Origin of the sequence: Phenylobacterium sp. (assembly GCF_041691455.1) — a bacterium.
Classification (GTDB): Bacteria; Pseudomonadota; Alphaproteobacteria; order Caulobacterales; family Caulobacteraceae; genus Phenylobacterium.
This window is the reverse complement of the sequence record NZ_JBEPUO010000002.1, coordinates 96,521-111,296: the sequence shown is the minus strand read 5'-3', so window position 1 is coordinate 111,296 and position 14,776 is coordinate 96,521. Positions and strand designations below refer to the sequence as shown.

Annotated in this window: 13 protein-coding genes; 4 read left to right on the top strand and 9 right to left on the bottom strand. The window is 69.7% G+C overall.

What is annotated here, in order from left to right:
- Positions 1 to 9: 9 nt before the first annotated feature.
- Genes ACESMY_RS04215 through ACESMY_RS04205 form a run of 3 tightly spaced genes read right to left on the bottom strand, consistent with a single transcriptional unit; the run spans position 10 to position 2,623 of the window.
- Positions 10 to 348, bottom strand: coding sequence for a hypothetical protein (locus ACESMY_RS04215; protein WP_372782527.1), 339 nt, complete (start codon positions 346 to 348; stop codon positions 10 to 12).
- A gap of 42 nt (positions 349 to 390) precedes the next feature.
- Positions 391 to 2,181 (bottom strand): M3 family oligoendopeptidase, encoded by a 1,791-nt coding sequence (locus ACESMY_RS04210; protein WP_372782525.1) that lies wholly within the window; start codon positions 2,179 to 2,181, stop codon positions 391 to 393.
- Positions 2,182 to 2,197: 16 nt separating this feature from the next.
- Entirely contained in the window at positions 2,198 to 2,623 is a 426-nt protein-coding gene (locus ACESMY_RS04205; RefSeq protein ID WP_372782523.1) for an Lrp/AsnC family transcriptional regulator, read from the bottom strand.
- Between the two features lie 125 nt (positions 2,624 to 2,748).
- Between ACESMY_RS04205 and ACESMY_RS04200 the strand changes: the two genes are divergently transcribed.
- The 3 genes from ACESMY_RS04200 (at position 2,749) to ACESMY_RS04190 (ending at position 6,980) form a co-directional block, all read left to right on the top strand.
- Positions 2,749 to 3,612 (top strand): dimethylarginine dimethylaminohydrolase family protein, encoded by an 864-nt coding sequence (locus ACESMY_RS04200; RefSeq protein WP_372782521.1) that lies wholly within the window; start codon positions 2,749 to 2,751, stop codon positions 3,610 to 3,612.
- Positions 3,613 to 3,619: 7 nt separating this feature from the next.
- The gene (gene rocD / locus ACESMY_RS04195) at positions 3,620 to 4,840 is read left to right on the top strand and encodes an ornithine--oxo-acid transaminase (protein WP_372782519.1); all 1,221 of its coding nucleotides are present in this window, start codon (positions 3,620 to 3,622) and stop codon (positions 4,838 to 4,840) included.
- A 235-nt stretch (positions 4,841 to 5,075) separates the two neighbouring features.
- Positions 5,076 to 6,980 carry a PQQ-binding-like beta-propeller repeat protein gene (locus ACESMY_RS04190; RefSeq protein ID WP_372782517.1) on the top strand — a complete coding sequence of 635 codons (1,905 nt, stop codon included), beginning with the start codon at positions 5,076 to 5,078 and terminating at the stop codon, positions 6,978 to 6,980.
- A 115-nt stretch (positions 6,981 to 7,095) separates the two neighbouring features.
- On the opposite strand, the gene ACESMY_RS04185 is transcribed toward ACESMY_RS04190, so the two are convergent.
- The 5 genes from ACESMY_RS04185 to mnmH form a co-directional block, all read right to left on the bottom strand.
- Positions 7,096 to 9,201, bottom strand: a complete 2,106-nt coding sequence (locus ACESMY_RS04185; protein ID WP_372782515.1) for a PQQ-dependent dehydrogenase, methanol/ethanol family — start codon at positions 9,199 to 9,201, stop codon at positions 7,096 to 7,098.
- A gap of 84 nt (positions 9,202 to 9,285) precedes the next feature.
- Entirely contained in the window at positions 9,286 to 9,942 is a 657-nt protein-coding gene (locus ACESMY_RS04180; protein ID WP_372782513.1) for a hypothetical protein, read from the bottom strand.
- A gap of 117 nt (positions 9,943 to 10,059) precedes the next feature.
- Positions 10,060 to 10,170 carry a hypothetical protein gene (locus ACESMY_RS04175; RefSeq protein WP_372782511.1) on the bottom strand — a complete coding sequence of 37 codons (111 nt, stop codon included), beginning with the start codon at positions 10,168 to 10,170 and terminating at the stop codon, positions 10,060 to 10,062.
- 22 nt (positions 10,171 to 10,192) lie between these two features.
- The gene (locus tag ACESMY_RS04170; protein WP_372782509.1) at positions 10,193 to 10,315 is read right to left on the bottom strand and encodes a hypothetical protein; all 123 of its coding nucleotides are present in this window, start codon (positions 10,313 to 10,315) and stop codon (positions 10,193 to 10,195) included.
- A gap of 138 nt (positions 10,316 to 10,453) precedes the next feature.
- On the bottom strand, positions 10,454 to 11,527 hold the full coding sequence (gene mnmH, locus ACESMY_RS04165; RefSeq protein ID WP_372782507.1) for a tRNA 2-selenouridine(34) synthase MnmH: 1,074 nt from the start codon (positions 11,525 to 11,527) through the stop codon (positions 10,454 to 10,456).
- Between the two features lie 47 nt (positions 11,528 to 11,574).
- Between mnmH and selD the strand changes: the two genes are divergently transcribed.
- Complete coding sequence (gene selD / locus ACESMY_RS04160) at positions 11,575 to 12,639, top strand: selenide, water dikinase SelD (RefSeq protein WP_372782505.1); 1,065 nt, start codon at positions 11,575 to 11,577, stop codon at positions 12,637 to 12,639.
- Here the strand turns inward: selD and ACESMY_RS04155 are convergent.
- On the bottom strand, positions 12,578 to 14,650 hold the full coding sequence (locus tag ACESMY_RS04155; RefSeq protein ID WP_372782503.1) for an acyltransferase family protein: 2,073 nt from the start codon (positions 14,648 to 14,650) through the stop codon (positions 12,578 to 12,580). The two genes, selD and ACESMY_RS04155, sit on opposite strands and share 62 nt — an antisense overlap.
- Positions 14,651 to 14,776 lie beyond the last annotated feature (126 nt).

Here is a 14,776-nt window from a genome sequence, read left to right as displayed (position 1 = left end):
CCGGGCGGTTCAGGGCCGGGCGCGCGCGGTGAGGCGGCCGGCGGCGATCAGGCGGACGCGCGGCATGCGGCCGGGGCGCTCCGGGCGCACCGCGCAAACCTTGAAGTCCCCGGTGATCGAGGTCTTCCAGTCGGCGTCGGCGTCCTGGCCCGTCCAGATCCGCCGAACGGACGGCGGCAGATCGTCGAAGCGTTCGTGCGGCTGCACGACGCCCAGCACGCGCCGCGTCCCGATCACCCGGATGCGAACCGTCGGCGCGCCGTTCCAGAGGTCCATGCGGCCATGGACGGTGCGGCAGGAGTCCGGAGTTGCGGCAACCAGGACGAAGGCTGCGAGCGCTGAGATCATGCTCGGCTCTCCCGATGCCTCCGGCGGGACGCCTTCCGGGCCTCAGACCAATGCCTCGAACTCGTCCACCAGCCGTTCGAGCTGCTTCATGCCCGCCGCCCAGAAGGCCTTTTCGCGCGGGTTTAGCCCGAAGGGGGCCAGGGCCTCGACGTAGGTGCGCGTGCCGCCGGCGGCCAGCAGGTCCTCGTAGAGGGGCGCGAAGGCCTTGGGGTCCTCGCGGCGCTTCTCCATCAGCCCGCGGACCAGGAGGTCCCCGAAGGCGTAGGCGTAGACATAGAACGGCGCGTGGACGAAGTGGCTGACGTAGGCCCAGTAGTGCTCGTAGCCGCGGTTGAGCTTGATGGCCGGCCCAAGGCTCTCGCCCATGCAGGCGAGCCAGATCCGGCCGATCTCGTCGGGCGAGACCTCGCCGGCCATCCGCGCCGCGTGGAACCGGGTCTCGAAGCGGTGGAAGGCGATCTGGCGGACCACCGTATTGATCCCGTCCTCGATCTTGCCGGCCAGCAGGCCCTTGCGCTCGGCCTTCGACGCATTGGCCAGCAGGCGCTCGAACACCAGCCCCTCGCCGAAGATTGAGGCGGTCTCGGCGAGCGTCAGCGGCGTGTCGGCGAGCAGGGTGCCGAGCGGCGCGCAGAGCGTCTGGTGGACCGCGTGGCCGAGCTCGTGGGCCAGCGTCAGCACGTCGCGCCGCTCGCCCATGTAGTTCAGGAACACATAGGGGTGCCGCTCGGAAGTGACGGAGTGCGAATAGGCGCCCGATTGCTTGCCGGGCCGGGGCTTGGCGTCGATCCAGGGGTGGGTGAAGAAGGTCTGGGCGGTGTCGGCGAACTTGGGCGCCAGCGCCGCGAAGCTCTCCAGCACCATCCCCTTGGCCTCGTCCCAGCCGTAGGTGCGGGGCTGGGCGGTGTCGAGCGGGGCGTTGCGGTCCCACTGGTCCAGCACGTCGCGGCCCATGGCCCTGGCCTTCAGGCGATAGTAGCGATGGCTGACCGGCTCATAGGCCTCCACCACGGCGGCCTCCAGCGCGGCGACCGCGTCGGCGTGGACCTCGTTGGCGATGTGGCGCGAGGCGGCGGGGTCGGGATATTTCCGCCAACGGTCCTCCACCTGTTTTTCGAAGGCCAGCGTGTTGAGGCACAGCGCCAGCGTGGAGGTGCGCTGCTCCAGCGCCTTGGCGAGGCCCTGGGCCGCCTGCTTGCGCCGCGCGCCGTCGGGATCTGAAAGGCGGTTCAGCACCTCGGACAGGCTGAGCGTCTCGCGGCCGACCTTGGCGGTGAGCGCGGCCAGGGTCTCTTCCGACAGCCGGCTCCAGTTGGCCACCGCCGGCCCGCGGTCGATCAGCATCCGCTCCAGGTCGGGCGACAGTTCGTGCGGCCGCGACAGGCGCACGCGGCGAATCCAGGGCCGCCAGCGGGCCGCCGGCTTGTGCGCGCGGAACGCCGCCTCGATCTCGTTGTCGTCGAGTTCGTTCAGCTCCAGCGTGAAATAGAGGCTCTCGGCGGCGATCTGGGCGGAGCGGGCCCGCAGGTCGCCCTCGAACTTCGACCAGGCCGGATCGTTGCGCGCCGTGGACGAAGCCAGGCCCGCATAGGCCCCGACGCCCCACAGGCCGTTGGTCGCCGCCTCGTAGAGCCCGATCGCCTTGTCCAGCAGCTCGCCCAGCACGCGGGCGTCGGCGCGGCTCGCGACGAACCGGCCCTTCAGCGCCACCAGGGCGTCGTTGTCGGCTCTGGCCCCGGCCAGGTCCGCCTCGATCCGCGGATCGTCGCGGCCGGCATAGAGGTCGCCGAGGTTCCACTGCGGCAGGGCGTCGGTCTTGAAGGGCGCGTTCATCCGCGCGTTCTACCGCTCACATCTTCTGCGTGGCCAGCAGGATCGAGGTCTCGGTCGATGCGATGCCGTCGATCAGGCGGATCTGGTCCAGGGTTTGGCTGAAGGCGGCCAGGGTCTCGGTGTCGAGCTCGGCGATCAGGTCCCAGCGGCCGTTGGTGGTGTGCACCTTGTCCACCTCGGGAAAGCCCCTGAGCGCCTTCACCACCGCGCCGGACCGTTCGCCCTCGATGGCGATGGTCATGATCGCCCTGACCCGGCTCGCCTCCAGCTCCGGCCGCGTACGCACGGTGAAGCCCTGGATCGCGCCGTCGGGGCCCAGCATCTTGCGGATGCGGTTCTGCACGGTCCCGCGCGAGACCTTCAGCTTGGCGGCCAGCGACGCCACCGGCTCCCGCGAATCGGCCCGGAGGAGGGCCAGCAGCCGACGATCCAGTTCGTCCATCATATCGCTACCTAGGCTTAGCAGATCGTCAGAATTCCCTGCGAATTGTAGCAGCTTGCTGGCTATTCGCTAGCACCCTCCGGCGCCATTCTGACCGGCGGTAAAGCTTAGCGATGGGGTGCGGCGTGGCGTTCTTCCTGATGACCGACCCGGCGTGCTTCGACGTCAGCTACCAGATCAATCCGTGGATGCGGCCGACGGCCTGGCGGCCCGAGCACCGGGCGGCCGCGCTGGCCGCCTCCGCCAGCCTCAAGGCCGCGCTCAGGGCCGCCGGCGCCCACGTCGAGACCATAGGCGCGGTCCGCGGCCTGCCCGACCTGGTCTTCCCGGCCAATGCCGCGGTGGTGCTGGACGGCCGCGTGCTGATGGCCCGCTTCCGCCATCCCGAGCGTCAGGGCGAAGAGGCCGTGTTCCGCGCCGCCTTCGCCCGGCTGAAGGCTCGCGGCCTCATCCAGGAGATCGTCGACCTGCCGGAGGGCGTCCTGCAGGAGGGCGCGGGCGACTGCATCTGGGACGCCGATCGCCGGTTCTTCTGGGCAGGCTTCGGCCCGCGCTCCAGCAAGGCTTCCGTGCGGGTGATCGCCAGGACCTTCGGCCGGGAGGTGGTCAGCCTGGAACTGGCGTCGGACCGCTTCTACCACCTCGACACCTGCTTCTGCCCGCTGGCCGGCGGCAAGGTGCTCTACTTTCCGGACGCCTTCACGCCCAAGGCCCTGGCGACGCTGCGCGAGCACATCGCCGAGGCCGACCGCATCGAGGCCAGCGCCGAAGAGGCCGCCGCCTTCTGCGTCAATGCGGTGAACCTCGGCGACAAGGTGATCATGGCCCGCGCGCCGGCCTCGCTGCGCGCCAAGCTCCAGGCCCGCGGCTACAGCCTGATCGAGATCGACCTCGACCCCTTCATCCTCTCAGGCGGCGCGGCCTACTGCATGACGCTGCGCCTCGACCGGACGAGCCAACCGCAACCCGCCATCCTCGCCGCAGAATGAGGCCGTCATGAACGACATCGCCCTCCAACGCTCGCTCACCGCCGATCTGATCGCTCTCGAAGCCCTCTACGGCGCGAAGAACTACAAGCCGCTCGACGTGGTGCTGACCCGCGGCGAGGGTGTTTACGTCTGGGACGTCGAGGGCAATCGATACCTCGACTGCCTCTCGGCCTATTCGGCGGTGAACCAGGGCCACTGCCATCCGAAAATCCTGGAGGCCATGGTCGCCCAGGCGAGCCGGCTGACGCTCACCAGCCGCGCCTTCCGCAACGACCAGCTCGCGCCCTTCTACGAAGAGCTCTGCGCGCTGACCGGCAGTCACAAGGCCCTGCCGATGAACTCCGGCGCCGAGGCCGTGGAGAGCGCCATCAAGGTCGCCCGCAAGTGGGGTTACGAGGTCAAGGGCGTGCCGGAAGGCCAGGCCGAGATCATCGTCGCCGCCGACAACTTCCACGGCCGCACGGTAGCCATCGTCGGCTTCTCCACCGACCCGCAGTCGCGCGGCGGCTTCGGCCCCTTCGCGCCGGGCTTCCGGGTCGTCCCCTACGGCGACGCGAAGGCCCTGGAGGCCGCCATCGGCCCCAATACCGTGGCCTTCCTGGTCGAGCCGATCCAGGGCGAGGCCGGGGTGATCATCCCGCCGGCCGGCTATCTGAAGCGGGCCCGCGAGCTCTGCACGAGGCACAACGTCATCCTGATCCTCGACGAGATCCAGACGGGGCTCGGCCGCACCGGCAAGCTGCTGGCCGAGCAGCATGAGGGGATCGAGGCCGACCTCACCCTGATCGGCAAGGCGCTCTCGGGCGGCTTCTATCCGGTCTCCGCCGTGCTCTCGAACTCGGAGGTCATGAGCGTGCTGCATCCGGGCGAGCACGGCTCGACCTTCGGCGGCAATCCGTTGGCCTGCGCGGTCGCCCGCGCGGCGCTGCGCGTGCTGGTCGAGGAGGGCATGGTCGAGAACGCCGCCCGGGTCGGCGACCGGCTGCAGGCCTCGCTGGCCTCGATCCACGCCGACAGCGTCAAGGAGGTGCGCGGCCGCGGCCTGATGATCGCTGTCGAACTGCACGCCGAGGCCGGCGGCGCGCGGCGCGTCTGCGAGGCCCTGCAGGCCCGCGGCCTGCTGGCCAAGGAGACCCACGAGCACACCATCCGCATCGCCCCGCCGTTGATCCTCACCGAGGCGCAGGCCGACTGGATCGCCGAGCAGTTCGCGGCCGTGCTGGACTAGGAGGCCGAGAAATTTTCCCGGCTCAATCAGGAAGAATTCCCGGCGATTTCGTCCCGCTTTGACTGCCGCTGAATTTCCTCGGGAACATGTTTCACTCTGGAAGCCAGGACGTCGCCGCCGATCACTGATCTATGGTGGCGGCCAACTGGAGAGTTTGCTCTAGTCGTGCCCAGGCGCTGCGGCCATCGCCGATGGCGCCGCGCAAAGCCGTCCGAGAGCGGCGAAGGGGGAGACGATGTTCCAGGTGACTCATTTCGCACGGGCCGCGGCGGCCGCGCTGGCCGCCCTGCTGATCGGCGCCGCTCATGGCGCCTCGGCGCAGACCCTCGCGCCGGGCGAAGGCACCTACCTCGAGCGCTGCGCCTCCTGCCACGACCATTCCGAGTCGAGCCGGGCGCCGTCCAAGGCCAACCTCAAGGCCATGAGCTACCAGACCATCGATTTCGCCCTCACCCAGGGCAAGATGAAGGCCATGGCCGAGGGCATGTCGGGCGACGTGCGCGGCCTCTTGATCAACTACCTGACCGGCGGTCCGGCCACGACCGACGACAGCTGGACCAAGGCGATGATGTGCCCGGCGGAGCGCCGCGTCGCCGACCTCAAGGGCCCGGCCACGGTCGCCACCTTCGGCTATGACCGCGCCAACACCCGCACCCTGACGGCCGCGCAGGCCGGACTCACCAAGGCGCAGCTCTCCAACATGGAGCTTGCCTGGTCGATCGCCATCCCCGGCGCCAGCGCCATGCGCGCCCAGCCGGCGATCGTCGGCAAGACGGTCTTCTATCCCGTGGCCGACGCCGGCGCGCTCTATGCCTTCGACGTTTCCGACGCCGCCAAGCCCTGCCTGAAGTGGCTCTACAAAACCCCGGGCGGCGCGCCCCTGCGCACCAGCGCCGCCTATGGCGTCCTGGCCGATGGGCGCGGCGTGCTGGCCTTCTCCGGCCTCGACAGCGGGGTCTATCTGGTCGACGCCAGGACCGGGGCGCTCCTGTGGACCCGCAAGGTTGGGGTCTACAAGTTCTCCATGACCACCGGCACGCCGACGGTGCTGAAGACCCGCATCATCGTGCCGGTCGCCCAGTACGAGATCTCGGTCGCGGCGGACAACAAGGAGGTCTGCTGCAACAACCACGGCTACATCCTGTCGCTCGATCCCAAGACCGGCGCTCAGCAGTGGCGCTATGACACCATGCCGGACGCGACTCCGCTGCGCGACCGCGGCGACGGCAAGATGCTCTTCGGCCCCTCCGGCGCGCCGATCTGGAACTCGCCGTCCGTCGATGAGAAGCGCGGCCTGATCTACTTCGGAACCGGCGAGGCCAATTCGCCGCCCGCCCACAAGAACACCGACGCCCTGATCGCCATCGGCCTCAACGACGGCAAGGAGCGCTGGAGCCACCAGGCCACCGAGCGCGACATCTTCAACTCCGGTTGCGGGCCGAAGCCCAAGCCGACCCAGCTCAACTGCGTCACCGACACCGTCTACCGCGACGTCGACTTCGGGGCGTCCTTCATCCTGGGCCACCTCAAGAGCGGCCAGGAGATGGTCTACGCCGGCCAGAAGTCGGGGACGGTGTGGGCGATGGATCCGGTGACCGGCAAGGTGATCTGGCGCCGCGACCTCGGCACCGGCAGCCCGCTCGGCGGCGTCCACTGGGGCATCGCCTTCAAGGACGATACGATCTTCGCTCCGATCAGCCAGATCGGCCGTGACCTGCCCGGCCAGACGGTCGGTCCGGAGATCAAGTCCGGCATGTATGCGATCGACGCCAAGACCGGCGCGGTGAAATGGACCTTCGCGACGGCGCCCGACTGCGAGGGCGACCGGCCGCAGCGGATGCCCCGCTGCAAGCAGATCTATGGCCTGTCGACGGCGCCTGCCGTCATCGACGGGGCGGTGATCGGAGGCAGCCTCGACGGCTACCTCTATGTGCTCGACGCCAAGACCGGCGGGCTCCTCTGGAAGACCGACACCGCCATCCCCTACCAGGGCGTCAATGGCGTCTCCGGCAAGGGCGGCTCCATCGACGCGGCCTCCATCACCGCGGTGAACGGCCTGCTGCTGGTCAATTCCGGCTACGGCATGTTCGGCGAGGTGGCCGGCAATGTGATCCTGGCGTTCAAGCCCAAGGCGAAGTGAGACATCCCTGACCCCGCGCTTTTCGTCTGGAGCCCTGGCTGTCGGCCAGCCGCTGATCCTCACCCAGGCCCAGGCCGACTGGATCGCCGACCAGTCCGGGGCGGCGCTGCGCTAGCTACTTCGCCGCCACCGTCGTCGCACCGGGAAGCGGATCGCCCTTGCCCTGACCGACCAGGAAGGCGCGGACGTCCTCCACGTCCTGGGGTTTCAGGAAGCGCGAGAAGCTGACCATGCCGTTGTGGGCCTTGACGCCCTCCATCACCACCGAGTTGAAATCCGCCGGCGTGGTGATCAACGGTGAGCGCTTCAGGTCCGGGAGCCAGGAGCCGGTGGCGTTGGCGCCGTGGCAGACCTGGCAGTTGTTGTTGAAGACCACATAGCCGTGCTTGGGGTCGCCGTTGGTGGTGACCTTCGACAGATCGATCTCGGGCTGGGCCGGCAGGACGAAGTCGGGCGCCTTGGCCGTCGCGCCGAGCTTGAAGACCAACAGCCGGCCGGGAAGCCTCGGTCGCGTCGGAAGCAGCGACGGCGCGGAGACCTGGCCTCCGCCGCCCGAGCCCACCATAAGCGCCACATACTGGTCGCCGTTCACCTCATAGGTCATCGGCGGGGCAATCACCCCGTTGCCGGTCGGATAGGACCAGAGCTGCTTTCCGTTCGTCGCGTCATAGGCGTAGACCTGCCCTTCCGCCGCGCCCTGGAACACTAGGCCGCCGCCGGTCGCCAGCACGCCCGCGTTCCAGAAATAGGGCCGCTGGACTGTCCAGACGGCCTTTTGATTCACAGGGTCCCAGGCGATCAGCGAGCCCTTGATCTGGGCGGCCAGGGCCTTGGTCTGGTCCGCCGTCATGGGCGCGGCGTTGGCCAGAAGGTTGACGCCCAGATTCCAGCCGCCGGGCTTGTAGGCGAAGCTCGGATCGTTCTGGAACGCGAACGGCATTTGCTGGGCGGGGATGTAGACGAGTCCGGTTTTCGGGCTGAACGCCATCGGGTGCCAGTTATGCGCGCCCAGCGGCGCGGGCATTTGCAGCTCGACGTCCTTGCCGTAGCGAGCGGCAGGATTCTCCACCGGCCGGCCGGTGGCGATGTCGATGCTGGTGGCCCAGGTCACCGGGACGAAATTCTTCGCCGAGAGCAGCTTCCCGTTGGTCCGGTCGATCACATAGAAGAAGCCGTTCTTCGGCGCCTGCATCAGCACCTTACGCGGCGCGCCGCCGATGGTCAGGTCCGCCAGGATCATCGGCTGCACGGCCGAATAGTCCCAGCTCTCGCCGGGGTTCACCTGATAGTGCCAGACGTACTCGCCGGTGTCGGCCTTCACCGCGACGATCGAGGAGACGAAGAGGTTGTCGCCCTTGCCGCCGGAGCGCTGCTCCTGGTTCCAAGGGGTCCCGTTGTCGACGCCGAAATAGATCATGTCGAGCGCCGGGTCGTAGACGATGGCGTCCCAGACGGTGCCGCCGCCGCCGACCAGCTTCCAGGCGCCTTCGGGCCAGGTCGACTGGCCTTTCTCCCTCAGAACCTTGTCGGAGGCCGCCCCGTCGGCCGCGCCGGTCGGGTTGGGGATCGTGTAGAAGCGCCAGACCTGCTTGCCCGTCGCCGCGTCATAGGCGGTGATGTAGCCGCGCACCCCATATTCGGCGCCGGAGTTGCCGATCAGCACCTTGTCCTTCACCACGCGCGGCGCGCCGGTGATTGTGAAGGGCTTCTTCGGATCGGTGGTCTGCACCGACCAGACGGGTTTGCCGGTCTCGGCGTCGAGCGCGATCAGCCGTCCGTCGAGCGCGCCGACATAGACCTTGCCCTTCCAGACCGCCACGCCGCGGTTGACGACGTCGCAGCAGGCGTCGAAACCCTTCGCGCCGTCGACTTTGGGATCGTAGGACCACTTGGGTTTCCCGGTCGCCGCGTCATAGGCGTAGACCTTGGACCAGGCCGTCGTGGTGTAGAGCACGCCGTCGACCACCAGGGGAGTCGCCTCCTGGCCGCGGTCGGTGTCAAACTGGGCATACCAGGCGAGGCCGAGTTGACCGACATTGGCGGTCGAGATCTTGTCGAGCGGGGAGAAACGCTGCTCGGAGTAGCCTTTGCCGTAGGAAACCCATTCGGCGTTGGTGTCGGCGGCGGCGATCCGCGCCCCGTCCACGTTCGCCACCGGCTTCTGGCAGGCCGCCACCGTGACGGCGAGCGCCAGGGCCAGGCCGAGCTTGATGATCTTCATGGTCACGCCTCTCCCGATGGCCGTAGAGCTCGGCCTTGCCGGCACTATGCGCGGACTGCGGCCTCGGGCAAGCGCTCCCCAGCGTCAACCGTCGTGGGTCGGCGGACCGCGTTCGACCAGCCAGGCGACAAAGCCGACCGCGAGATAGGCCGCCAGCGCCGTGAGGCCCATCTTCACCGGATCGAGGACGCCTTGCTCAGCGCTCATGGCGTAGATCTGTAAGCCCACGAGCAGGGCCAGGAAGAGGCCTGCGGGCCAGACCGTGCGGCCGTCCCGGACCCGCCACCCCGCCCAGAAAGCGCCCGCGACGGCCAGCAGTCCGATTTCGAGCGCTTCCTCCGGCAGGGGATAGTTCCACAGGCCGAAGCCGACCTTGGCGCCCCCAAACCAGAGCTCGAGGTCGGGGCGATGGACGGCGAGGTCCAGGATCCAGTGTGAAAACACCGCCAGGCCCACGAACACCGCGGCGCGGACCGGCAGCTTCAGCGCCAAACGCACGGCGACCGCCGCGGCCAGCGACCAGGCGAGGGCCCCGGGCAGGCTGTGGGTCCAGGGCATGTGATAAAGGTCGAGACTCGAGCCCGGCAAGCTCGGGTCGATGCGCAGCTTCTCCAACCCGGCCATAACCAGGCCCGACCAGGCCACGTCCAGGAGCTGGCAGCCGATCACATAGGTCCAGAGCGGCGCCCTGGGCTCCGCCGCCTTGGCCGCCAGGGCCGCCGAATAATGTCCTACGAACATGCTCGCCCTCGCGCTGCGATCCCTCAGGGATAGCCTGGCGCAGGTCCCGCGACGATGCTCAAGAGCGTGGCCCCATCATACGCCGGCGCATGGCCCGCGCCGGTCATCCGGGCGCGGCTAGCGCTTCTTGTGCGACGGGTTCAACACCGAGATGACCTCGGCGGGCTTCGCCTTGGGCTGCTTCGGTTTGCGGGCTTCCTTGTTGGATTTCTTCTGGCCCTTGGCCATGGCGGTCTCCTTGAGCTGGACGTCAGCGCGTGCTGCGGCGGTCGTTGAGGCGCGGCGTCTTCGGCGTCTGGGCGGGCGTGCCCGACGACCGGGGGTCGCTGAGGTCGCGCCGGTTTGGCGTTATCGTGCCCTGATAGGTCTTCATGACGGCGTTCCTGGTTCCGGCGCCGCGGGGCGCTGCTCGGCGAGCGGAGCGACCGGGAAACCCGGCCGGCAGGGCGCGACGTTCGGGTGACGGCGCCTTCTAGCACAGGCGCGAACGCTCACCCGCCCATTCTTTGCTTCAAGAGGGCGTGAAGGCCTGCCCGATCCGCCGCGCGATCTCGTCGGCGGCGGCGTCCAGGTCGGCGGGTGCGAGCCCGGCGAGGTCGAGGACGCCGAGGTTGGGCCGCCCGGCCTTGCGGACGGCGCGGCGATAGGCCGGGTCGTAGTGCAGCTCCATGAGCGCCAGCGCCAGGGCCTCGAATTGGCCGGCGTCGGCCAGCTCGCCCCAGGCGGCCAGACGCTTGCGGCCCGGCGGCGTCGGCAGCCGGCGCAGGGCTTCGTCCAGCGCCGCGCGGTCCTCGACGATGTCGTGATAGGTGCGGACCAGATAGCCGGCCCGGATCTCGGCCGGCGCCGACAGCTCGATCCGCGGCGCCTCGGCCATGGCCTGCCAGAGCGCCGGCGGGACCATCCGCTCGCCCACCTTGCTGGACTCCGCCTCGACGACCGCCGGCCGCGCCGGATCGAGGCTGTCGAGGGCGCAGAGCAGGCGCGACTCGAACATCTTCTGCGACGGCTGTGGCTGGCCGGCGAGCGCGCCGAACAGCGACCCCCGGTGAGCGGCGAGCCCCTCGAGGTCGACGGTCTGCAGGCCGCGCGCCGCCAGCCGCCGCAGCACCTCGGTCTTGCCCGAGCCGGTGTAGCCGTCGAGCAGGACCAGCGGGATCGCCAACGGCGCATCGTACAGGCGGGCGGTGACATGACGCCGCCAGGTCTTGTAGCCGCCGGCCAGCACGGTGGTCCGCCAGCCCACCTGGGAGAGGATCGTCGCCATGGCGTTCGACCGCTGCCCGCCACGCCAGCAATAGATCAGCGGCTGGAACGACCCCGGCTTGTCGGCGAGCGCGGTCTCCAGGTGATGGGCCACGTTCCTGGCGATATGGGCCGCGCCGATCCGGCGGGCGCGGAAGCGGGATTCCTGGACATAGATCGTCCCGACCTCGGCGCGCTCCGCATCGCTGAGCACCGGCAGGTTGATGGCGCCCGGCGCATGGTCCCAGGCGAACTCGCCGGGACTGCGCACGTCGATGATGGCGTCGTAGCGGGCGAGGCTGTCCCGGTCGGCGCTCTCAAGGATCTGGATGGCGGACAAGCAAAGGGCCTTCGGGTTCGGCGCGGCGCCGCGATAGGATCGAGCCTATGACAGCGATCTCGCCGGAAGCCAGCCAAGAACCCTTCCGCCTGACCTCTCTGGCGCACGGCGGGGGCTGCGGCTGCAAGCTCGCGCCGGCGGTCCTGCAGTCGATCCTCAAGGGCATGCCGGCGACGGCAGCCTTCTCGGACCTGATGGTGGGGACCGCCACCTCCGACGACGCGGCGGTCTGGCGGCTGAACGACAGCCAGGCCCTGGTGGCGACCACCGACTTCTTCATGCCGGTGGTGGACGACCCCTTCGACTTCGGGCGGATCGCGGCGACCAACGCGCTATCCGACGTCTACGCCATGGGCGGGACCCCGATCCTGGCGCTGGCCATAGTCGGCATGCCCATCGACAGGCTGGCGCCCGAGACCATCCGCGCGATCCTGGAGGGCGGCGCCTCGGTCTGCGCGGCGGCGGGCGTACCGGTGGCCGGTGGCCACTCCATCGACAGCGTCGAGCCGATCTATGGCTTGGTGGCCCTGGGCCTGGTGCATCCCGATAAGGTGCTGACCAACCGCACCGCTCAGGCCGGGGACGTGCTGATCCTGACCAAGCCGCTGGGCGTCGGCGTGCTGAGCGCGGCCTTCAAGCAGGAGCGTCTCGACGCGGCGGGCTACGCGGCGTTCATCGCCTCGACCACCCAGTTGAACGCCGTGGGCCGCGAGCTGGGCGAGGTGGGCGGCGTCCATGCGCTGACCGATGTCACCGGCTTCGGCCTGCTCGGCCATGCGCTGGAGATGTGCCGCGGATCGGGCCTCGGGGCCGAGCTAACCGCCGAACCGCCTCTGCTGGCCGGCGTCGAGGCCCTGGCCCGGGCCGGCGTCAGGACCGGCGCCTCGACGCGCAACTGGGCGAGCTATGGCGACAGCGTGGAGCTCGCCGCGGACCTGCCGGACTGGAAACGCGACCTGCTTACCGACCCCCAGACCAGCGGCGGCCTGTTGATCGCGGTGTCGCCGGACGCGGCCGACAACGTGCTGGCCCTTGTCCGCGGCCGCGGCTTCAGCGCCGCGGCGGCGGTCGGCCGGATGGTCGCGGGGCCGGCGCAGGTGCGGGTGAGCTGAGCGCCTCGTCCAGCCAGCCGGGGACCAGCATTCGCGCGCCCGTGGCGCTGAGGTGGTCGTCGTCGAAGTAGATCAGGCGATGACGCAGGACGGTGACGCAACTTGTCTCGGTGCAGAGCCGCGCCGACGGCAAGACTGTCCGCACCCCCGGCGCGCGGGCCAGGGCGCGGGCGATGGCCGCCTCCGCCGGGCGCGCCCGGGATAGCGGCAAGGCCGCCGGCGCGTCCCAGCAGCGCGCTTCGGCTCGGTGGAGATGCCGGGCCATCGCCACACAGTAGGACGGCGAGAAGGTGAGCTCCGGGACCGGGCCCAACACGACCACCCGCGCCCTGGTCCCGGTGGCGGCGATGGCGTCCAGGGTCCGGGTCAGGCCCTCGTCCAGCGGATAGACGCGGTCGCCGGGCGTCCGGGCGTCCAGCACGCGGATCGGCGGATTGCCTGCGTCGTAGTGCGGCGTGTCGCCATTGTAGAGCGGCCAGCGCGCCGCCAGCACGATCAGCTTCAGCTTCGGATCGGCGGCGATCTCGCGGACCACCAGACCGGCGGAAGCGCGGCAGCCTTTCAGCTCGCCGACCTTGGGCGCCATGGGCCGCGCATCCACCAGAGGCGGGCAGCCCCCGAGCGCCGCCTCGCGCAGGCTCCAGCCGCGCAGCTTGGCCCAGTCGACGACCCCGGGAGTCGCCGCGTCGGCGTGCGAGTCGCCCCAGACCAGCACGTCATAGTCCTTGGCGTCAGCCGCCGCGCCATAGCGGCAACCGTTCGCAGCGACCGGCTTGCCGGTGGTGAAGCACGCGTGGCGCCGCGGGTTGATGTCGGTGTTCTCGATGTCCGCCGCCTGGCGCGCCGAGGGCGAGAGCCGTGCGGGAAGACCATGGGTGACGTACATCGCCGCGCCGAGCGCCACGAAGATGAGCAGGGGCGACAGGGTGAGCGCAAGCGCCCGGCCGGGGCGCGGCGCGGCGCGACGGCGCCAGGGCTGCTCCACGAAACGCCAAGTCGCGATCGCCAGGGCCACGCTAAGCGCCAGCAGTGCGGCGACCTCCAGCGGCCTGAGCTCGCGCTGCGCATACTCCCGGCCGAAGATCAGCGCCGGCCAGTGCCAAAGGTAGAGGGAATAGGAGACGAGGCCCACGCCCACCGCAGGCGCGCTTCGCAGCACCGCCGTCGCGGCCGGATCCCGGCCGGCCCCGCTCCACAGCACCAGGGCCGCCCCCAGGCAAGCGGGAACCGTCGAGAGCCCGGGGAACGGCGTGGTTTCGCTCAACAGCGCGACCGAACCTGCGATCAGCGCCAGGCCCGCGACGCCGGCCGCATTCGCTCCGATCGGGCCACGCGGCGCGAACTTCGGCGCGAGCGCCAGGAGGCAGCCGGCCAGGAACTCCCAGGCCCGGGTCGGGAACAGGAAGAACGACCACACCGCCCCGTCGTGGACCGTCAGCCACTGGGCGGCGGCCAGCGACACGACCAGCAGCACGACGGCGATGGCGAGCCGCGCGCGGCGCAGGACCTTCAGCGAGAGCCCCGCCAGCAGCAGCGGCCAGACGAGATAGAACTGCTCCTCGACGCCAAGGGACCACAGGTGGAGCAGCGGATGCTGCTGTGCGCCGGGCGTGAAATAGCCGTAGGCCGTCGTGAAGGCGACGTTGGTCAGAAAGAGGCCCGACGCGGCCAGTGGGCCGCCCACCCAGGTCAGGCGCGCCGGCAGCAGCAGCCAGAGCGAGAGCGCCGCGATCGCCGCCAGCACCACGACATAGGCCGGTACGATCCGCCGCGCCCGCCGCAGATAGAACCGCAGGTAGGAGAACCGCCCCTCGTCCCGTTCGCGGGCGATGATCCCGGTGATCAGGAAACCGGAGATCACGAAGAAGACGTCCACCCCGACGAAGCCACCCGGAATCCACCGCGGGAAGGCGTGGTAGGCGACGATCGCCAGAACCGCCACGGCGCGAAGGCCGTCGATATCGCGGCGATGGCCGCCGCCCGTCGCGGGGTCGCCCCTGGTCCGGATCATGCTCACTCCAATCGTATTACGGTCGTAATTTTCGATAGGGAGCGGGACGGCCGCGGAACTGTCAAGCTCGCGAAGCAGTGACTTGACGGATAAATTTACATCCGTAACAGTCGCGGGACGAAGGTG